We start from the raw sequence: 18,530 nt of genomic DNA, 5'->3' as shown, positions 1-18,530 counted from the left end.
GTACTGAGACATCGGCCAGCAGCCGGAAACCCGCTCATAGAAGTCCGGATTGCCACCGCATGGCGGGTGTTGTTGAAGAATCTCGATCCTTCGGGAAAACGCGAAAGGATCGCCTTCGCATGGCATTCCATCCCGGCTCTGCGCTCGGCGAAACCATGTTGCCTGGTCACGTTCATCTCATCGGTGGCCAGCATGACGAGGAGGCGCATCACCGAGCTGCGGGGAATCTCGAAGAGCCTGCTTCGCCACTTCGCAGCGCCGTCCTTGTCCACCGGCGGAACGCGGAACGGGAAGGCACGGTCCTCCAGCAACTCCGGTTCCCCCACTTCCGGGTCGTCCCCTCGCCACCCCCGAGGGTCCGCAACCTCCCTGCGCATGATTGCGGCCACGTCGGGCAACCAGTGCACCCCAGTCCGCGGACCCACAGCGATGAGTGAGTACCGATGGCGGTACATGTCGAGCGCCGCCGACCACGTGCCGGCGTCCGGGGACGCCGACGGTTCACGCGTCGGGTCGTGGTGAGGATCGCTGTGCATCCGGGTCAACGTGGATCGAAAGACCAGATCAGCCCGACTTCTTCGTCGGACACCCAAAGGAGCCCCAAGTCCCAGGCGTACTGACTGAGCGGTGAGCAGCTCGTGATCTTCTGGTAGAAGTCGGGGGCCGAGCCGCCTCCCGAGGTGTTCGTGAAGAACCGAGCCCCGTCGGGACAGCGCGAGAGAACCATCCTGGCGTGCTCCTCCATTTCAGCCAGCCGATCAGGAAGACGGGGGTCCCGGGAGACATCGAGATCGAGGGTGGCCAGCAGCACGAGGAGCCGCACCACCGCGGAACGTGGAACCTCCCTGAGCCAACTTCGCCACTTCGCCGAACCAGCCTCGTCCACGGGCGGGGCGACGAAAGGGTAGGCCGGGTTGTCCTCCCTCTCCTCCTCGCCTTCGTCGGGGTCGATGGTCCGCCAGGACCGGGGGTCCGACGTTTCTCCGCGCATGACTGAGGCAACATCGTGCAGCCAGTCCTCCCGCGTACGGGGCCCGACGGCGACAAAGGTGTACCGACGGTCGTACATCTCTACCGCCGACCTCCAGGAGTCGGCATCCAGGGGTGTCGGCGGCCCATTCATGCCGTGCGTCGTTCCGTAATCCATCCAGACCTCGCTCATACGGGCATCGAGGTGAACACCAAGTAGGGCGGGACAAGACTTGGATCACGCATGAGCCTCAAGGAAACACCCTTGGTGTCGTGCACCTCCGAAAGCTTGCTGCCGTCATAGGTGACACCCTTGCCGGTCACGGCGTCACCGGCGAGAGGGCCTTGCAGCGGAACGGAGTCGGTCGCGACAGTGATTGATTGGTCTGGCGGGTCCCCCGCCAGCCACCGCTCGATGTCTTTGGTGTTGTCACGCAGGCAATACTGCGTGAACCGTTGTGCAGCCTCGACATCGGCGTAAGTCGATGCCGCCGGAATTTTCGGCTCACCGTTCGCTTTGCTCTCGTCTCTCATCCGCTGCAGCAACTGCTCGTCGGTCTTCCCCACATGCTTGTCAAGGGTATGGCCATTTCCCACCCCTTCCGCTGCGGCAAGGTCCACCGAGTACATGTACGGGAACTGGCTCTCCGGCAACTGCCAGCTGTGCTCCTTCTTGAACTCGTTCAAGGAGCGCGCACCGAATCCCTGCGCCCGAGCCCGTTCCGCCTGGAACGTGGGCACGCTCAAGAGCGCCTCGTCGAGCTCGAACTCAAGCATGGCCAGCTTGCCCGAGGCGTCCATGAACGCCTCGTGGTAAGCCTCGACCGCCGCGTCCATTGCCGCCTTGTCCATATGAGACCGGAAGGTCAGGACGACCTCCGCGACCACGAGCCCGACAGCAAGCTTGGTGAATTCGAGGGGGTCGAGACCCGTGGTGAGGTCCTTCCACGTCTTGTCCGTGGCCTCCTTGGCCAGGCGCGTGGTGGTTTCCGAAGTCTTCTGGCCCACGTCGGCCAGGTCATCGAACAGCTTCTGAATGACGTTGGCGCTCTTGTTGAGGACCTCGATGATGGGGCGCCTGGTGGCGGGGTCCACCTTCCCATTGGTCTTCCAGTTCCGGGTGCCCTTCTTGGCAGTCACCTCGGCCCGTTGATCGCGGGCCTTCCCCCAAGCCGTGGTTCCCCAGATCGTCTGGCAGAAGGCTTTCATGGCGGCCTGCCATTCACCGTTGCCCGTGGGGTCGGTGATGTACGCGATCGCGTCCGTGAAGTCGTCCGCCGCCTTCTGCACGTCCTTGGAAGCATCCCGCCAGGCCCCGGCGAGGTCGCGGAACTCTTCTTCCTCGACGCCTGGCGTGATCTCGTGGACGCGGCCAAGTCGCAGTCCTTCGTCGACCACGGGTTTCATGATGAACATGAGGAAGTCCGGGACCTCTCCAAGGATTCCGGAAATCGCCCACGAGTCGTGGTACTCGCCTTCTCCCCGCCAGGTCAGATCGTTCGGCGGACCGTACTTCGGCACGGTGTCGATGACCGCTGGAGGCGTCTTCTCCTCCGGTGGCTCACCCTTGCCCTTGCTGGCCGCCCAGTCCGCCATCGCGTAGTTGTTCGCGGTCTGTGTGAAGCCCACCGCCACACCGCCCACCGACACCACGCTCTTCGCCCAGAGCTCCAGGAACTTCCCTGCGACGATGCCGTACCGGTCGGCGAAGGAGTCCGCACCCCAGCCCGTCCCCGCGGACTGGCTGTACTTGTCCAGCGTCTCCGTCAACGTCTTCGCCTTTTTGTCATAGGCGAACTGACCGTCACGCACGACGAGCGAAGTGAAATAGAGGTGCTGAGGCTTCACGTCAAAGCGGCCCACACCCTGGTTGGGGGGCGCGGTCCTGGCCTGGTCCTGCTCCCGCTTCCGCTGTTTGTCGGACGGCAGATCAGCCATCAGGCCGCGCCCCAGCCACGCAATACCGCCCTGTGTGCCGCCGCGTAGTTGATCTCCCCGTTGACCACGACGTCGTGCAGCCACGCCTGGGCCGCCTGAAGGTCCGCAGCGGAACCGTCCCACTCGTCCAACTTGTCGATGAACACCTCGCGGGCTTCGCCCTCCCAGGTCAGCACCACCTTCTCGGCACGCCCGTAGAGCAGATCCAGCTGCTCGTTGAGGCGCTTGAGAATGTCCTCGAGCTCTCCGGAAAGGTCCTGCAGCGTCGCGAAGTCGACGGTTATGTGGTCGTCGTCCACCATGCCCCCGTTCAGGAGTCGTCAGTCGGCGTATGAGCCCTCAGAGATCGGAGAGGGTACTGCGCGGCACAGCGGGTACCTCGGTGTTCGGCGTCGACAGCGCGTCCGCCTCATGCTTCACATCCGTCTCGACCTGGACCTTGCGTAGCTCTGCCATGATCTCCAGGTCCTGCGCCGAGAACCCGTCCCGGCTCAAGCGCACGGCCTGCTCAAGCGCCTGGATGACCATGCGGATACGTACGGCGTCCTCGGCCGCGCCCCGATGCAGGTCTCGGTAGGCACGGGCAGCCGGCCCCCGCCAACCAGCCTCGATCCGGTCGACTATCGCGTCCATGCGTGTGACCTGCTTGCCCAGGTAGTCCTGCATACCGTCGAGGTCATTCGCCAGGTCCGTCAGCCGATCGGCCTGAGCCCGAAGTCGTGGCTGTTCGCCTGCGCCGCTCATCGCGTCCCCCAGTCCGCCGCCAACGCTGCTGCTCCATTCGGCCACTCACCCTAGCAACGTCATTTTCAGACCGTGACAGCAGCGATTTCAGGCGTGCGGGCAGCAGCGGTGAACACACGGGCACCGCGAGGCCACACCAAGGGAGCCTCTCGATGTTCTGTCCCGGGAGGCTGCTCGACCAGGCGCAGCTTCTCTCAGCGCTCGGGCACCTGGACCTCGACTACGCCACTTGGCACCGACAGAGCGTGCCACTGAACGCCCATCACCCCGATCCGGACGGGCTACCGCACGTGTACGGGCGCGCCGCCCGAGGCGTGAGCAGTGTGGACCATCTGTATGGAAGTCCGCGGCCGCTGCCTGCTCGCAGACAGGGGAGAGCAGGCCACCTTTGCCTACACCCGTCCCGAGAGCGGGCCGCTCGGTTCCGTCGTGGACGTCCGGTGGCGGCACGGTGCCCTCCGGGTGCACCTGGACCAGGCGGTGGCCCCGGTATGGGACGACGCCGTGAAGCCGGTGCTCGGCACCATGCTTACCGTGGACCGAGACACGCTGGTCCGCCGCTGGTATGTACACCGGATCCGTCTCGAGAGTGAGGGCACCGCGCGCCGCGTGCGGATCGGCACCGAGGCCTTCGCCCGGCCGGCCGAGTGGTTCGCTCTGGACGAGTGCGGGATGAACCGATCCCGCGCCTGCGGGGCGGCCCCTGCCACCTCGTGGTTAACGAGTGGCTGCCCGCATGCTCCCCGCGGGGAAAGTTCTCTGCCATCGCGGCGCTGCCGTCCACGTGCCGTCGGCAAAGCGGCGTGTTCGCCCCCTACCCATCTCCCGGTCCGCCCCAAGAACCAAGCCCGGCTCCTCGGCCCGTAGGGTACCTACGGCTCCAGCGGGGGCCGAAGCGTGTGTCAGTGCGACGGGGGCGGGGACGGATGCGGCGCTGGGTGAAGGTATCGGTGGCGGCTGCTGTCGTCCTGGGCGTGGGTGGCTACGTGGCGCAGCCCTACGCGAAGGAATGGGCGGTGATCCGGAACGCCTGCGGTGAGGGGCTGCCCCGGGACACCGTGAAGCAGTTGACGCCGGAGGATTCCTACCTGGACTCCGAGGAGTCCAGGAGCACGGCAGGACTCGGCTCCTACAGCTGCGAGGTGACACTCGCGGGAGGGGATACGGACGGAAAGCGGTTCGTCTCGATGGCCGCGTACACCCGGCGGGATGACCAGGACCGGGAGTTGATGTCGGTCTTCACCGAGGGCGGTTTCGACCGGCAGAGCCCTCTGCCGGAGGGGCTGCCGGGGTTCGTCGACGAGTACGGAGCCATTCGTCTGTTTCTGCCGTGCCCGGACCTGCCCGTGGATGACGACGGCAGGAAGCGCAAGCTTCTGGTGGAGATCCGCATGGGGCAGAACGTCCTCACCGGAGTTCCTGGGGCCACGCATCGGATGGCAGTGGCCCTCTCCCGTGTGGCTTCCGACAAGCTCGGCTGCGGCGCAGAGCCCCTGAAGGCTCCGGAGCGGGAAACGCCCCTGTCCGACCCGGAGGACGATCCGACGGAGGTGCCGGTCCAGGAGGCCGAAGGGACCCCCTGCGGGTGGGTGACCGAAGCCGGACTACCGTCCGATTGGAACTGGCAGGTCGCAGCAGCGGCCAGCGATACAGCACCCAGCAGTCGATGTGACCTGGTCTCCGCCGAGAACGGAGAGGACACGCCGAATCCCTACAGGCTCGCCTTCGCCTCTTGGTACGGCGACTGGAGCAACCGCCTGACCGCCCACGAGAACCACGGTACGCCCGCGTCCATGACGGCCACGGCACAGTGCCAGGGCGAGGCCGCCAACTACGCGGTCGTGGGGACGCGGGAAATTCCAGAGGTCGATGTCGCGGCACGACAGCGGATACTGAAACTGTTCGCCCAGGACCAGGTACGGCGGCGAAGCTGCACCGACCTCCGCTTCCACTTCTGACGGGCATCCTGGCTCAGAGGTGCTCTGAGCCAGGATCAGACCCGCAGCCAGAGAGCACGGACGTAGGCGTCGTCCATCAACTGCTTCATGGCGGCGGCACGCCGTGCAGGGACACCGCGGTCCTTGGCCCAGCTATCCAGCACGCTGAACAGCTGGTGCCGCCCGTCCATAAGATCGCCTTCCACCGGCCCCGAGACCGGACGGTCCGCTATGTCTCCCATGACCGGGCGCGAGTCCAACTGCTTCTCAGCAGGCCGAAAGGTCCCGCGGGTGTGCCGGCGGACGGATTTGTCGAACGCGGCGAGGTCGGGGATGGTCCCGTCCGTGGCATATCCCGCCCGGTGCTTCATGAGCGAACCTATGTGGTCGGCGACACGCTGAACATCGCGGTCGGGCCCGTTCGTCGCCTTGGAAAGACTGTCCGGGCGCGACGGGGGGCGGAAGTCCGGGTTCCCCCCACTGTCGGTGAAACGCTCGAGATGGTGGGCAAGGTTGGCCCGCTCGGCGTCGTAGAGAATCGCGAACGCCTCAGGATCCTTGCTGAGTTCCGCGACCAAGGACTCGATGTCCGCCTCCGCTTCAGGACTGCCGTCGGAGTACCCGAAAACGGTATGCGCCTCGCCAGTGGCGAGAAAACTGCCGTACCGCGACCAGCCCTGGCTGTTCGGTCGTGCCTCCTCCGATGAAACAGCCGGCCCTGGCAGTTGGTCCCCACCCCACCCTCGGTTCTCCCCGGCGTCCACCACGTACTCGGCCACCATGCGGGCAAGACCCGGCGCCAGGCCTTTCGGAAGCTCCAGGCCATCCACAGCGGCAGCCACCGCATAGGCTGCCCGCGCCTGTGCCTCGGTGTGGGGCCTGCCAGGGGCAGGGGAGCCCGTAGCAGCGTCCACGACGCGCCCCAGGACCTGGGCGCCGTCACCGCACACGCTGTCGTGTCTCAGGAGCTTCCGCACCGATCCGCTCCGGGCAAGACCATTGCCCGGGTCGAGAGCCTCGGTGGCTGCCCGGGGGTCGTCCACGAGAGCCCGAGTCGAAGCCCTCACCTGATGGCAGGCTTCCTCGGAGTCATCGGAACCGCTCAGGACAAGAGGAATCGTCACCCCTGCCGCCAGTACGACGAAGACGGCCGCCCCGAGGACCAGCCGGTGCTCCCTGAACCTGCGTAGCCTGCCACCGCGGCCAATGTCGCCGGCGGGTTCGTCGAGCGAGCTCTCGCTGTCGTCCTTGCTTCCCCCATCACGCATCCGCGCAGACTAGCGACCGTCGGTGCACAGAGGCCTGCCGGGGGCGCCTTCCCCCCTGCCCGGTTCTCGCGGAGCAGGTGCACCGTGCTCTGAAGTTCCAGCAGGGACCAGACTGCTTCGGTCCCTCCACCGTTCAGTCCCTCAGCAAAACCACAGGTCAGAGCGATCCGCTCGGGACTCAAGGGACCGAAGGGACCGAAACTCCCTGTTCCAGCTGCGTGGGCGCGCGTGTATGCACGCGTACGTAAGGCTTACCCCTTACATATCCTGGTGCGCTGATAACTACGAAAATGGGTCCCTTCAGTCCCTCGGTCCCTGGCCATATGCGCTCTGACCTGCGGAAATGAGACCGGGACTGAAAGGGGACGGATGAGTCCCTCGCCCCTGGCTGGCTTTCAGTCCCTCAGGCGGCGGCCCAGGGACGGGATCTGCTGCGGCTCTGCCCCAACCTGCAGGCTGAGGGACCGAAGGGACTGACTCTGCAATAAGTGCTCATGCCTCCCACTAAGGGGCGGCACCGTGCGCTACGCTCGATCCGCTATATCGGAAACTCGGTCCCTTCAGTCCCTCAGTCCCTCATGCCACCCTTCCTGAGCTGGGAATACGGCAGGGAGCGGTCAGGAGGGACCAAGCGTGACCACATCAAGAGGACGGATCGACGAACAGTGCAGCGCCCCGCCGACTCCGCCTCGCCCCACGTTGTGCCACAGCCACGACCTGCGGACGTGGCACGTTGGCTTGCAGGTCGGCACTGGCCGGTCCACCCGCTGGCTCCAGGACGCAAGACGCCGGCGGCCAACTGTGACCAGTGCCGTGTCCGCAGCCATGAACCCTCGCGATGCCCCTGCCATGAACGAGGCCTGTGGTGTCACGGCTTCCACAGCGCTACCACCGACCCCGAGCGCATCGAGGACTGGTGGAGCAGGGAGCCCCGTGCAGGCGTCGGTGTGTCGTGCGGGCCGGCGCACCTCGTGGTCCTGGACGTCGATGCTCATGCGGCGCAGGTTCCGGACCGTAACCGGCTCCTGCCGGGCATCCCGATCCCGGAGCAGGTCGACCTCTCCGGTCTCGCCTCCGGCTTCGACACGCTGGCCCTCCTTGCCGCCTACCGCAAGGAACCGAACCCGGCCGAGGACGAGACGACCCTGAGGGTCCGCACCCCGTCCGGGGGAGTGCACATCTGGTACGTCAACTCCGAGCCTGCCGTCCGCTATCGCTCCTCCACCGGTTCCAGCCCCAGGACCGCCCTCGCCTGGCAGGTCGACGTACGAGCTCACGGCGGATACATCGTGGCTCCCACCACCCGTACGTCGGCGGGTGCGTACACACCCCTCGGAGCAGTCCGGGACCCTGCCCCGCTCCCCGTTTGGCTGGCTGCTGAACTGCGGCGCACGGGTCATGTCATACAGGCGTCCCCGGTTCCGGGCCCGAGGCCGGCCGGAAAGGCCAGGGCCCCTCGGACCGGCGCCGTGCAGGCGCTCTTGCAGCCGCTCATCGAGACCGTCCGTGAATGTGTCACCTCCGCCGAAGGAACAGGCTTCACGGAGAAGCTCAACCGCGCGGCATACACGGCCGGGGGACTCGCCGGAGCGGGCTACCTGAACCAGTCCGAAGCCCGCCAAGAACTGACAGAAGCCGCTCACTATGCTCGTCCGCATCAGACCCGCCGCAGTGAGACGATCATCGACGCAGCCCTTTCCGCAGGCGCCAGCCGCCCGTTCCACCCCAAAGGACTCGCATGAGTAGCGCCGACAGCAGTCGCTTCGATGCGGCCGCCGCGGCTCAGCAGATGCTCGACTTCGAGGCTGCTGCCCCCGCGTGGGTACCTCCGCAGCAGGTGCAGGCACCTGCGGTGACGGACACGCCTGTTCTGTTGCCGCCCATGCTCACCGACCGTGGCAACGCGAAGCTCTTCGCACAGCTGTACAGCGACCAGTTCCGTCATGTCGAAGGCCTCGGCTGGTACTGCTGGGACCAGTTCCGGTGGAAGCGGGTGGGCGGCGAGAAAGCCGCTCTGTGGGCCGCAGGCGACATGGCCGAGCAGATGTCGCCCACCGATCCCCGAGGCATCTTCAGCGACCGGGAGATCGCCCAGCACCGCCGTCGGACCATGTCGACGAGTGGGATGAAGGCCCTGCTCCACCAGGCGAAGGCCGCACCCGTGCTCAGCCTGGACCCCGACGTCCTCGACGGCGATGCCTACTCGCTGTGCACCCCTGCGGGCGTCGTCGATCTGCGTAACGGACGGCTGCACAAGCCCGATCCGCTGCGGGACCTGCACTCGCGAGCCACCAACGTGGCTCCCCAGGCCACGCCGACCCCCCGCTGGCACGCCTTCCTGGACGACACCTTCGGTGCTGACACCAAGGGCCAGGAGATGATCGACTTCCTGCACCTGCTGCTTGGGTACTCCATCACCGGAGACGTCGGCGCGCAGGTCCTGCCCTTCCTCTGGGGCAAGGGCGCCAACGGCAAGTCGGTCCTCCTGGACGTCATGATCCAGGTCATGGGGGACTACGCGGACGCGGCCCCGCCCGGCTTCCTGATGGACAAGGGCAACTTCGCAGAGCACTCCACGGAACTGACAGAGCTGCACGGCCGCCGCATCTTCGTCTGTAGCGAGCTGAAGCCCAACGACAAGTTCGACGAGGCCCGGGTCAAGCTCCTGACCGGCGGGGACAAGATCAAGGCCCGCCGCATGCGGCAGGACTACTTCAGCTTCACCCCGACCCACAAGCTCTGGCTTCTCGGCAACCACCAGCCCGAGGTCGGGACAGGGGGCCACGCGTTCTGGCGGCGTATCCGTCTCATCCCCTTCGAACGCGTCGTCGCCGCCGACCGGAAGATCGACAACCTGGCCGGTGAGCTCGTGGAGGAGGAGGGCCCGGGCATCCTGCACTGGCTGATCCAGGGCGCGATCCGGTACCTCACCAGCCGTGACCCGCTGAGCGGCCCGTCGTCCGTGCGCCTGGCCACCGCCGCGTACGAGACCACCGAGGACCACATCGGGCGCTTCCTCGGCGAGTGCTGCCTGCGGCAGGGGCCGGACACCGGGGACCTGCGCGTCGAACAGGGTCTTCTGTACGCGACCTACACCGGCTGGTGCAGCTCGGAGGGCATCCGGGCCGACACCGCGCGGGCCTTCGCCGGCCGTATCCGGCAGGAGATCGGGCTCGCGTCCCCCGCCGAGATGCTGAAGTCCAGCGGGAAGAAGTACTACCCCGCGCTGGCTCTGCTGAAGGACGACATCGTCCATTCCGACGGGCCGTCAGGGGGACGCCCATGACGTACCAAGGCTTTCTGCCCTGGATCTGGGCATCGTCTTACCATGGGAGCGTTCCAGATCCCCGCCCTGCCCGTTCCGTACCGAGTAGCCACCGGCACCACCACATCACCGACAAGGAGCTGCGTCCATGAGCTCGCTGCTGCATGAAAGCCAGCTCGCACACGAAGCGAACGTGGTGTGGCTGGAGGACCTCGACGACCTCGACTACGTCCGTCAGGCGCTCGACAAGAGCGCCCGCCGTGGTGGGAAGCCCCGCTACGCCCGAGACGGACGCATGGTCGGCTACGCGGAGCTCGACAAGGATGCCGAAGCCAACCCCGACAGCGGCCTCTACCAGCGCCGCACCTTCTTCCTGCTGCCGCACGACAGGCCGAACGACCCCGAGGGCCTTTACAAGGAGGGTGCCCCGGGCGAGGCGGTCGACCCGCGGACGATCGAGCCGCGGCGGGTGGGGGAGAAGACCCCGCGATCGCAGGGGAAGCGCAGGAACGAGATAGTGCCCTCCTGACGCGGCTCTCCTTGTTCGGGTTCGTGTCGGTCGAAGAGCCCCGTCTGCTGACCACCCCAGGAGCGGTGCTCTGTCCCCGTGCGGGGACAGAGCACCGCGCTGTCCCATCCCATCGCCGTTCGGCGACGTCGGCACGGGGGCATCCTGCCGCGGGTGGTGGACAGTCACCGTGACCGACGAAGCTCCCTGATCGAGGCGACGGCGCCCAGGCAGATGATCATCGTCGTTCCGAAGGCGCCGCCGCCCGACAGGACTGCGTCCGCCAGACCCGAGCCGCTCTGTTGCTTCAGCATGATCACGACGAGGGCGACGACGACGGAGAAGAGCACCATGACCAGCAGCCACAGCACCCAGGTGTGGGAGGGCGAGGCCGGTGCAGGAGACGGCGTGGTCGGGGAGGTCACGGAGATTCCTTCGTCAGCAGGGAGCAGTGGAGGTAAGGGGCTGTGGTGGGAGATCATGAGCGCCTGCCGGGTCCCGGTTGCGGGACCTCGCCCGGGTCCGAGATCATCGAGCGCCCCACGACGGCCGCGTGCGTGGCCGTGACCGCCGCGGCGAGACGGCTATGGGCCGTGGACTGGGCGTCGAGCGCGGCGAGGACCTCGACGACCCGCTGCTGTTCCGCGTAAGGGGGGAGCAGCACAGGCTGGTTGCCCAGTGCGGCCGCACTGATCGACGGGGCACCCGTGGCGGTCGCCCGGTCCCGTACCCAGGCGACGGACTCTGGCTGTCCCAAGTACGCCGCGAGATAGCCCGGATGCACATGGACCCGATCCTCGCTGCTCACCCTGAGCCGGATCACATTGGTGCTCATCAGCCAGTCGACCCCTACGTCCCGTACCAGCGCCGGGGAGCCCATGGCCCCGGTCCGGACACAGACGATGTCTCCGGGCTGCAGCAGGAAGCGGCCCAGGCCCCGAGTCGCCTCGTGCGCCACGTGCCGGTCATCGGCCAGTTCCTGGATACGGCCCGCGCGCAGGTTCTGGGGATAGACGAGCGGCACGCCGCCCCTGGTCGTCATGTGCTTCTTCAGCAGGCTGTACGACGGCCCTGCCTGGATCTCGCACAGGTCGGACAGCACCACGGCGGTCTTCCACCCGGCGGCTCCCCCCAGGCTCTCCTCGTACTCGAGCCGCTCCAGAGCCGAGGCCGCGGCGGTGTCCGCCTCCCGCACCTCCCGCTTCCGGAGCTCCAGTTCGAACCGGGCCTCCGAGTAGGCAGCCTCCACGGTGCTCCGGCGGGGTCTGTACGCGTCGATGTGGTCCATGGGGCTGAATGACCAGTCCTGCGCCTGGACGGTCTCCCTCGACACAACCGCGGTCGGTACAGCCGGGCTCTGCCCGCTGTCGCCCCGGCGCGTGCCGGCCCCCCGGTAGGCGTCGAGAACGGCTTCCACGTCTTCGACGCCCAGGACGCGCTTGCCCCGGACAGGGGCCCCCACCTGCCGGGCGTCGAGGAACAGAATCTTGTCGCAGGCCTGGGAGGGATGGACCAGGAACCACACCGAGACGGGCACGGACGTAAGGGAGAACAAGCGGTCCGGCAGGGCGACGACAGCCTTGACCACGCCCCGCTCCACCATGGCCCGGCGGATGCCCCTCTCCGACCTGTTCGCCGAGTTGCCGGCCTTGTTCGGCATGATCATGGCAGCGACGCCGCCTTCTGCCAGTGAGCTCAGCACGTGTTGCACATAGGCGAGGTTGTCGTTGCCCAGGGGAGGGGGACCGTACGGCCAGTTGCCCTCGCCGCGTGGTTCCCCGGTGGAGTCGCTCATGTTGAACGGCGGATTGCTCAGGACGAGGGAGAACTGCTTCCCCGAGAACGCCGCGGACGCGGCCCAAGGCCTGCCGGACGAGACGAACACGCTGGGCCGTGCACCTTGGAGGGTCAGGTTCATGGTCGCCAGCGGTGCGGTGTCCCGCCCGTGAGTGATTCCGCAGACCCGCGTCTCGCGCGGGGCCACGCCTTGCTTCGTGCACCAGGCGGTTGCGGCGGCGAGAAGCTCTCCGCCCCGGGCGTACGGGTCGTAGACACTCAGCGGCACCCCGTCCGCCGAGTCCTCCTCGGCGATGCGGACCATGAGCTCCGCCACGGCGCGCGGTGTGAAGAACTCGCCGCTGTCCAGGCCGGCCAGCAACTCGTATTCGTCGAGCATCAGATCGAACGCCCTGGGCCCGAGCTCTCCCACCAGGTGCACCACGTGGCGGAGATCCCCGTACGAACGGGGTTCGAGGCGGACCAGGGCGTGGCGCATCGCCGGACGCATCCCGCCCAGCCTGAGCCGCTCGTCCACTGCTGCGGCGATGTGCCGAAGAAGAGCATCGGCACCGTCCGAACCCTCGCCCCTGCGGGACACCTCTACGACATCGTTCCAGTGGGAGTCCTCGAACCGCCGCAGGAAGTGCAGCGAGGCGAGCAGGTTCACGTAGTCGACCCTGGAGCCGGCCCCACGTACCCGGTCGCACAGCTGCCCCATGAGCTCACGTACGTGGTCCGCGTCGCGTGGATCGGACCGCGTGTCCTGGACGGCCGGCTGGGGGGCGTCCGCGGTGGCAGGGAGAGCCTCCGCAAGAGACCGGCGGGCCCGCACGCCGTAGGTCGTGCCGTCCGGATCGCCTTGCAACAGCCGCCGGGGAACGGGCCGCTCGTCCATCCAGGCGAGGACATCGGCACGGCGGAACAGCTCCGAGTCCCCGCCGCGCTCCGGCGACGGGAAGCCGGGAGCGCGGCGCCACAGAGTGACCGTTGCTCGAGAGACTCCTGCCAAGGAGGCGATCTCTGCTTGCGAATGGAGCTGATCATGGTAGTCAGCGATGGACATGGTCTGAACTCCCTCGTGGCTGCCGTTCGGCGTGCCCTTCGCTCCAGACACTAGGGAGCGTGACCCGCGTTCGTACTGTGCGCACTGGCGGTGCTCACTTAGTGCAGCGGAGTTGATGCTACCCCTGGACTCTAGGAAGTTCGGCCAAGAACCGCAGTATTCAGGGCGTTCAGGGCTCCTTACGGATCATTCAACTCCTCCTAAGGTGGACTACAGCTGAAGGGGGTTCAGGTCGAAGTGCGATGTTGAGGGCGCACCTTCACCTTTCTCCGAGCGCTCACGTCCTGGCTGAGCCCGTCGCCGTTCGGCGTGTTGATCAGCTCGCTTCGGGCATACAAGCCGTGTCCAGGGGACGCGGTCGGCTGGACTCGGTCATGATGTCGGCGCCGCGCGCGATGATGGGGGAGTGGACTACAGCCTCGTGATCGCCGCCGCCCAGGCCGCCGGACCGTGCCCGCCCGGTGAGGAAGCCTCCTGGGGCCGCCGGGTGCAGACGCTCACCGTCGACCTGCACATGATCGCCAAGCAGGCGGCGCAGGACGTCGACCGGCTGGAGGGCGCCAAGACGTTCGTCGCCTTCCTGGAGAAGGTCGAGATCGAGGAGAGCAGCCGTCGCGGTCTGCTCACCCTGCGGCCGCCGTCCGGCGACGCGGAGAACATCCGCACCGAGCAGGAGGAGACCGACCGCGGCCGCCAGCTGATCGAGCGGGCCCGGTCCCTGGTCGGCCGCTGGGTGCTGGTCTACCGGTACAACGAGGAGAAGGCCGGCAACCGGCAGCACAACGTGCGGATGCTCGCCCACCTCGTCGACCTGGGCGACGGCGCGATCTCGGTGAACATGGCGAAGAAGGTCCTCCTGGACGATGCCGACGGCGTCGTCGCGCGCGCCCAAGGGGCGTGGGAGGGAGCGGCTCTCCCGGACACCGGCACGGTGAGCGTCGAGCAGCTGCAGAAGGCGCGCGCCGGGCTGGCGGGTTGAGCTATGAGCCTCGGCTGCTCGGTGAGCTTCGGCTGGATCACGACGGCGGGCTCGGGATGTAAAGCCCACCGCGGATGGCCTGTGATGCCTGCTCAACGAGGCTGCTCCAGAAGTTCCGGGGAGGCGCCGACCGGACGGAGATCGGAGAGTACCTGCGGCAGGAGCTGGAGGGTCACTTGGGTCTCGGCCCTGTGGGCCCGCGACCGGCAGCGACGCCTTACCGGGTGCTGCCTGGTGGGGGACAGCTGTGCAAGCCGGTCTGTGGTCACCGAAGGTAGCTATTTGCCGGGCCCCCGGCCGACTGCTGATCTCGGTGGAGTTCCAGCGCAGCAGTTCTGGGACTCTGGGAGATATCTGAACTATGTCTGTAGTGTCGATTCTCGTGCAAGTGCACAGAAACGCGTTCCCTCGCCGATGAACCTGCAGGTCACGCAGTCTGCTCCCCGCGCCCGCGGGGATGGCCCCCCGCTGGACCCCCGGATCCCCACGCAGTACCACTGTTCCCCGCGCCCGCGGGATGGTCTCTATGGATGGAGGTCGAGTCTCCGGAGGTCGGTGACGGAGCGGAACTCGGTCTCGTCCGTACGGCCCTTGCGGTACCAGGGCAGGCATCGTCGGGCGCCGCGGGAGCGACGCTGACGCCTGACCGGCCTGAGCAGACGCGGGCCCGGCTTCCGCAGGGGAGCCGGGCCCGGGACCTTCTGGTGGGTTGGATTCAGTTCACGGTGAAGAAGTAGTCGTAGGGCGCCAGCTGAAGGCCCGAGCGGGTCGTCGCGTACACCGTGAGGTCATGCCAGCCATCCGCGGCCGGGCTCCAGTCGATGCTCGCGGTGTGGTCGGCGCCCGCAGGGACCGTCACCTCCGGGTCACCGTTGTTGAAGCTGTACGTGAAGCTCACGACATCCTTCACCCTGGGTGTGAACGTGAAGGTGCCCGGAACGCCGATGCCACCGCCCGAACCGTTTTCAGGGTAGGTGACCGAGGAGACAACGGGCGTGGTGTCGAAACTGATACCCCACCACGCTGCGTCGCTCAGCCATCCGTTGCCACTCCTGCTGCTCACCTGGAGTTGCTCGTTGTAGAGGCCATCCAGCGCGAGCTCCACCGTCGCAGTGCCATCCGGCCGTGCCGTGACGTCGAAGGTCCTGTCTTCCTGACCTCCGATGGTCTTGACGGAGTAGCTCACGACAGGGCTCTTCGCCTGCAGCTCGGGGTCGGGGCGCAACATGAACTCGGTAGGCTGACCGAACTCGGGTTCCGGGACCGCCGGTGAGATGGTGGGCGCCGTGGAATTGACTCGGAAGTCGTACCTGGCGATCCCCGACCCGTTGTAGGCGCGGTCCAGGCTGCGCACCCACAGCGTCATCGGACCGGAGCCGGTCGGCGGCACCAGACTGAGCGTGGTCGAGCCACCGAGCGTGTTGGCGCGCTTGAAGTACTTTGTATCGGCGTACGGGTCGACGGGCTGCGGAATGCCGTGGTCACCGATACTCGTACCGATGACCGGCAGGCTCTGCTGCCAGGAGAACTCGAAGCCCTCGACATCGTCGACGCCGTTCGCGCCGAGCGTGAACTCGACCGGCTCGCCGCCCTCGTTCCATGTCTCGGGTGTGTAGTTCGACGAGGTGATGGAGGGGGCATTCGCAGGTTTGCTGTTGTCGACGGTGACATAGCAGGGTGCTGACCAGTCCGAGACCGCATCCCCTGCCACCGTCCGCGCCTGCCACGCGTAGCTCTGCCCATCGACGAACGCGCTTGCCGGAAGGGTGGCGGGAGCCTCGAATCCGGGGGTGGCGTAGTCGCGGGTGACCGTGGTGATCTTCGAGGGATCGGCTACCGGCCAGACCTGGTACCGCACGCTGACGCGGGCGCCTCCCGTGGCCTCTGTGACTCCGGGGATGCCTTCCACCAGCAGACCTTCGCGGGCCCCCCGGTACGAAGGCTGCTGTGCGTCCGTCGCGCAGTGCCTGTACTCATTGAACAGATGAGTCGGTGGGGTGAGCGTCCCGTCGACCGCGTTCGCCGGGGTTGCGGCGCCGGCCAGCGCCATGGCAACAGCTCCCAGAGAGGCGAGAACTGCACGCGGTCTCGCGCCGAAGGACATGGTCAAGTGATTCCTCCCGTTGATCGCACGCAGGGTGCCCCGATGGGTACGTCTGTACGAGCGGCGAGCGCATCGTATCTGTGTGTCATCGCCTGGCGCGCAGGATTTGATCAGTCGAGCGATGGTGGCCCTGCCCGGCGAACAGGGACGTTCTCGAGCGGCTCCACGGGCCATCCCGCCTCCACGGCGGGCACTTGAACGCGACCATGCCGCCTGTATGCACGCCCCGCTCCAGCGCCCGGTTCAACTCCCCGCGGAACATGCCCAGCTGACGCCCACGGGCCGCGCCGACGCCCAGGAGCGGTGAGGCGCCGTTGGCGACTGCAGCTGAAAATCAGATGAAACCGGCTCGCGGTGCTGTCTACCGACTGGCCCCGTCAAGCACCTGGCGGATCCGACCGGGCAGGCGCTCACCGACGCCAGGGCCATCAGTGCTGTATCAGGCAACGTTCGCCTTGTCGTGATGGACGACCTGCTGCGCGCCAGTCAACGCGGCGCAGTTGAGGAGCGTTGAAACGGCTAGAGGGAGGCGCATTGTCGACGATCGGCTGGCTCAGCGACCGAAGTATGGTGCCGCTGGTTTGTCAGTGGGCGGCCGTACGCTCAGCCCGTGAATATTGATGATCTCAAGTGGCAGTCACGGAGTCTCGGTGGATACCCGCCCGTGTTGGTGGACCTGTTGGTAGAGCAAGGGCACGTGGAAATACTGGTCCGGGCGGCTTCGAGGGGAGCGTGGTCCTGCGCGAGGGCGGCAGCGCGCGAGCTGGGCAAGATGGCGGAGTTCGAGCGGGCTCTGAGCGTGCTGGAACCGTTTGTCGAGGTTGGCTGGGAGCCGGCACGCTGGGCGGCTGCCGACATCATGCTGCAGGCGGGACGGGTACAGCAGGCGCTGGACTGGGGCCGCCCGGACGATACGGATCTGGCGTCGGAGCACGTGTGCCGCAACTTCGCGGAGTTGCTGGTCAAGGCGGGACAGGTGGATGAAGCGATCGCCGTGCTGACCCCGCATCTGGACCGGGGATGGCTCCTGTCCACCCTGGTCGAGCTGACCGAGGGACAGAACCGGGACGAGCTGGTACTTGAACTGCTCGCACCGAAGGCCGAGCGGGCCCGCACCGCCCGCGGTGAGGAACGATGGAACCTCGATGCCAATAACGCGCAGGACCTGCAGGCGCAGGTCCTGGAACGCGCGGGCCGCGTCGACGAGGCCGTCCGGGTACTCAGGGCAGACATAGCCGCCGGTCACTTCCTGGTCCAGAACACGCTCACCGCCTATGCCGAACTCTGCCAGCGCAACGGGCGCATGGACGAACTGCGCGAACTGGGCACCGGGGAGCACGCGCATGTCGGCTTGCCGTACTACGCCAGGGCACTCGAAGACCTCGGTCAGGCCGACGAGGCCGAGACCGTCCTGCGCCGTTTCATCGCGGCTGACGGGTGGGATCGCTTCCGCTGGCCATTGATCGAGCTGCTGGGGCGGCAGGGTCGGATCGCGGAGGCCGTCGAGGTGGGACGACCTACGTTCGACCACCACGACGCCTGCCTTCTCGAAAGCGTCATCCATCTTCTTTCCGAGGCCGGGCGTTTCGATGACGCCCTGGCCATCCTCGACGAGCGCGATGCCGAGTACATCGACGAGCACCCGTCCTGGTTCCACACGAACCGGATAGGGCTGCTGGGCGAGGCAGGCCGGTACGAGGAAGCCCTCGCCTACGCCAAGACCCTACCGACGGACGTGTACGGGCTGACATCCAGCACCGCGTGGATCCTGGAGCAGTCAGGACGCGTAGACGAGGCTCTCGGCCTGCTCCGGGCAGATGCCGACGTGGAGGCGTGGGAGGTGGCCACGCTACTCATCAAACACGGACGTGCAGAAGAAGCGATGGACAGCATGCCGTCTATCGCCGATCTCCGCGCAGCCGGCCGGTGGGGGTAGTCGGAACCGTTCTTGCTGCGAGATCCCGCCGGGCAGGCGG

Annotated in this window: 14 protein-coding genes; 6 read left to right on the top strand and 8 right to left on the bottom strand. The window is 67.0% G+C overall.

Translation table 11 applies throughout. The annotated features are described in order from the left end of the window. Positions 1 to 541: 541 nt before the first annotated feature. Genes ACIP63_RS35000 through ACIP63_RS34985 form a run of 4 tightly spaced genes read right to left on the bottom strand, consistent with a single transcriptional unit; the run spans position 542 to position 3,651 of the window. The gene (locus ACIP63_RS35000) at positions 542 to 1,162 is read right to left on the bottom strand and encodes a hypothetical protein (RefSeq protein WP_401524109.1); all 621 of its coding nucleotides are present in this window, start codon (positions 1,160 to 1,162) and stop codon (positions 542 to 544) included. Next, positions 1,159 to 2,907 (bottom strand): RNase A-like domain-containing protein, encoded by a 1,749-nt coding sequence (locus ACIP63_RS34995; RefSeq protein ID WP_401524106.1) that lies wholly within the window; start codon positions 2,905 to 2,907, stop codon positions 1,159 to 1,161. Before ACIP63_RS34995 ends, ACIP63_RS35000 begins: the two co-directional genes overlap by 4 nt. Further along, a complete protein-coding gene (locus tag ACIP63_RS34990; protein ID WP_401524103.1) occupies positions 2,907 to 3,209 on the bottom strand; it encodes a WXG100 family type VII secretion target in 303 nt (100 codons plus the stop codon). The genes ACIP63_RS34995 and ACIP63_RS34990 overlap by 1 nt, the downstream gene beginning before the upstream one ends. A gap of 37 nt (positions 3,210 to 3,246) precedes the next feature. Beyond that, positions 3,247 to 3,651: a WXG100 family type VII secretion target gene (locus tag ACIP63_RS34985; protein ID WP_401524167.1), complete on the bottom strand. Its 405-nt coding sequence runs from the start codon at positions 3,649 to 3,651 to the stop codon at positions 3,247 to 3,249. Positions 3,652 to 4,589: 938 nt separating this feature from the next. Here ACIP63_RS34985 and ACIP63_RS34980 point away from each other — a divergent pair. After that, on the top strand, positions 4,590 to 5,609 hold the full coding sequence (locus ACIP63_RS34980; protein WP_401524100.1) for a hypothetical protein: 1,020 nt from the start codon (positions 4,590 to 4,592) through the stop codon (positions 5,607 to 5,609). 35 nt (positions 5,610 to 5,644) lie between these two features. Here the strand turns inward: ACIP63_RS34980 and ACIP63_RS34975 are convergent, their stop codons facing one another. After that, a complete protein-coding gene (locus ACIP63_RS34975) occupies positions 5,645 to 6,856 on the bottom strand; it encodes a hypothetical protein (RefSeq protein WP_401524097.1) in 1,212 nt (403 codons plus the stop codon). Positions 6,857 to 7,581: 725 nt separating this feature from the next. Between ACIP63_RS34975 and ACIP63_RS34970 the strand changes: the two genes are divergently transcribed. From ACIP63_RS34970 to ACIP63_RS34960, 3 genes are all read left to right on the top strand, one after another. Next, positions 7,582 to 8,598: a bifunctional DNA primase/polymerase gene (locus tag ACIP63_RS34970; RefSeq protein ID WP_401524095.1), complete on the top strand. Its 1,017-nt coding sequence runs from the start codon at positions 7,582 to 7,584 to the stop codon at positions 8,596 to 8,598. Continuing rightward, a complete protein-coding gene (locus tag ACIP63_RS34965; RefSeq protein ID WP_401524092.1) occupies positions 8,595 to 10,142 on the top strand; it encodes a phage/plasmid primase, P4 family in 1,548 nt (515 codons plus the stop codon). The genes ACIP63_RS34970 and ACIP63_RS34965 overlap by 4 nt, the downstream gene beginning before the upstream one ends. 127 nt (positions 10,143 to 10,269) lie before the next feature. Beyond that, the gene (locus tag ACIP63_RS34960) at positions 10,270 to 10,650 is read left to right on the top strand and encodes a DUF6009 family protein (protein ID WP_391776723.1); all 381 of its coding nucleotides are present in this window, start codon (positions 10,270 to 10,272) and stop codon (positions 10,648 to 10,650) included. 164 nt (positions 10,651 to 10,814) lie between these two features. Here ACIP63_RS34960 and ACIP63_RS34955 read toward each other — a convergent pair whose 3' ends face one another. Continuing rightward, positions 10,815 to 11,054 carry a hypothetical protein gene (locus ACIP63_RS34955; RefSeq protein ID WP_401524089.1) on the bottom strand — a complete coding sequence of 80 codons (240 nt, stop codon included), beginning with the start codon at positions 11,052 to 11,054 and terminating at the stop codon, positions 10,815 to 10,817. Positions 11,055 to 11,107: 53 nt separating this feature from the next. After that, the gene (locus ACIP63_RS34950) at positions 11,108 to 13,471 is read right to left on the bottom strand and encodes an N-6 DNA methylase (protein ID WP_401524087.1); all 2,364 of its coding nucleotides are present in this window, start codon (positions 13,469 to 13,471) and stop codon (positions 11,108 to 11,110) included. Positions 13,472 to 13,877: 406 nt separating this feature from the next. Here ACIP63_RS34950 and ACIP63_RS34945 point away from each other — a divergent pair, with 406 nt between their 5' ends. After that, entirely contained in the window at positions 13,878 to 14,450 is a 573-nt protein-coding gene (locus ACIP63_RS34945) for a hypothetical protein (RefSeq protein ID WP_401524084.1), read from the top strand. 715 nt (positions 14,451 to 15,165) lie between these two features. Here the strand turns inward: ACIP63_RS34945 and ACIP63_RS34940 are convergent. Further along, positions 15,166 to 16,500: a hypothetical protein gene (locus tag ACIP63_RS34940; protein WP_401524082.1), complete on the bottom strand. Its 1,335-nt coding sequence runs from the start codon at positions 16,498 to 16,500 to the stop codon at positions 15,166 to 15,168. Positions 16,501 to 17,164: 664 nt separating this feature from the next. On the opposite strand from ACIP63_RS34940, the gene ACIP63_RS34935 reads away from it, so the two are divergent. Beyond that, a complete protein-coding gene (locus ACIP63_RS34935) occupies positions 17,165 to 18,490 on the top strand; it encodes a hypothetical protein (protein ID WP_401524079.1) in 1,326 nt (441 codons plus the stop codon). Positions 18,491 to 18,530: the final 40 nt, after the last annotated feature.

It is taken from the genome of Streptomyces sp. NPDC088746 (assembly GCF_044751065.1).
Lineage (GTDB): Bacteria > Actinomycetota > Actinomycetes > Streptomycetales > Streptomycetaceae > Streptomyces.
Note: the sequence above shows the minus strand (reverse complement) of the source record. Positions and strands in the feature narration are given on the sequence as shown.

Coding starts and splice junctions, on each gene's coding strand:
- ACIP63_RS35000 (WP_401524109.1), bottom strand. CDS start 1,162: ATGAGCGAGGTCTGGATGGATTACGGAACGACGCACGGCATGAATGGG.
- ACIP63_RS34995 (WP_401524106.1), bottom strand. CDS start 2,907: ATGGCTGATCTGCCGTCCGACAAACAGCGGAAGCGGGAGCAGGACCAG.
- ACIP63_RS34990 (WP_401524103.1), bottom strand. CDS start 3,209: ATGGTGGACGACGACCACATAACCGTCGACTTCGCGACGCTGCAGGAC.
- ACIP63_RS34985 (WP_401524167.1), bottom strand. CDS start 3,651: ATGAGCGGCGCAGGCGAACAGCCACGACTTCGGGCTCAGGCCGATCGG.
- ACIP63_RS34975 (WP_401524097.1), bottom strand. CDS start 6,856: ATGCGTGATGGGGGAAGCAAGGACGACAGCGAGAGCTCGCTCGACGAA.
- ACIP63_RS34965 (WP_401524092.1), top strand. CDS start 8,595: ATGAGTAGCGCCGACAGCAGTCGCTTCGATGCGGCCGCCGCGGCTCAG.
- ACIP63_RS34960 (WP_391776723.1), top strand. CDS start 10,270: ATGAGCTCGCTGCTGCATGAAAGCCAGCTCGCACACGAAGCGAACGTG.
- ACIP63_RS34950 (WP_401524087.1), bottom strand. CDS start 13,471: ATGTCCATCGCTGACTACCATGATCAGCTCCATTCGCAAGCAGAGATC.
- ACIP63_RS34940 (WP_401524082.1), bottom strand. CDS start 16,500: ATGGCGCTGGCCGGCGCCGCAACCCCGGCGAACGCGGTCGACGGGACG.